The organism is Enterococcus italicus DSM 15952 (genome assembly GCF_000185365.1).
In the GTDB taxonomy this organism is placed as follows: Bacteria; Bacillota; Bacilli; order Lactobacillales; family Enterococcaceae; genus Enterococcus_G; species Enterococcus_G italicus.
In genome coordinates, this window is record NZ_GL622277.1 from 1 (window position 1) to 765 (window position 765).

Below are 765 nucleotides of genomic sequence, written 5' to 3' on the forward strand. Positions count from 1 at the left end.
TAGCATAGTACCTGTACGCCAAATAGCCCGACCTCTATACTGAAGTCGGGAATATTTGGCATTTTAAATTTAAAGGCAGCGTTGCTGCACTTTTTTATTCCAAGGCAGAAGTTCATCTAGCGCTGACTCAGAAACAATAGGCAGATTGGGAATCCTCTCAAATAAAAATTCCAGATATTTGACAGGACTTAAGCCATTCAGCTCCGCTGTTTTATACACGCTCAAAATTATTCCTGAAGTTCTGGCGCCTTCCAAGCTTGTTGAGTGCAGCCAATTTTTTCGTCCCATTACCAGTTCTTTAATGTTGCGTTCGGAACGATTATTGGTGAGCTCCAAGCGACCATCTTTGAAAATTTCCTCGTAGCCCTTTCGTAGCTTACACACATATTGAGTAGCGATATCCAGCTTGGATTTGGAAACAGGATTTAGTGTACTAAGCCAGTCATAAAATGCATCAAATAGCGGACGAAGGTCCTGTTGTCGCAAAACCAATCGCTCTTCTGGAGATAAGTCTTGCCACTTCTTTTCCAAAGAAAACCATTTATCCATTTTCTTAACCGCTTGAGCTGCAGGAATCTCCGTATCCTTTTTCCCTTTGGGAATCGCTTCAAAGAACTTTCTCCGAGCATGTGCGAGGCAATAGACCAATTGAACGTTCTCCACGGCATTATAACCGGCATAGCCATCACAATGGAGATAGCCACTAAATGCATTAAGAAATTTCTTCGGAACCTCTCCTGAACGGCCTTCATCGTGATGATAGTA

Annotated in this window: 1 protein-coding gene; it reads right to left on the reverse strand. The window is 42.5% G+C overall.

Features of this window, described 5'->3' with window-relative positions; genetic code table 11:
* Window positions 1-69: 69 nt before the first annotated feature.
* A partial coding sequence (gene tnpC / locus HMPREF9088_RS11235) for an IS66 family transposase (protein ID WP_007209384.1) occupies window positions 70-765 on the reverse strand: 696 nt, incomplete at its 5' end.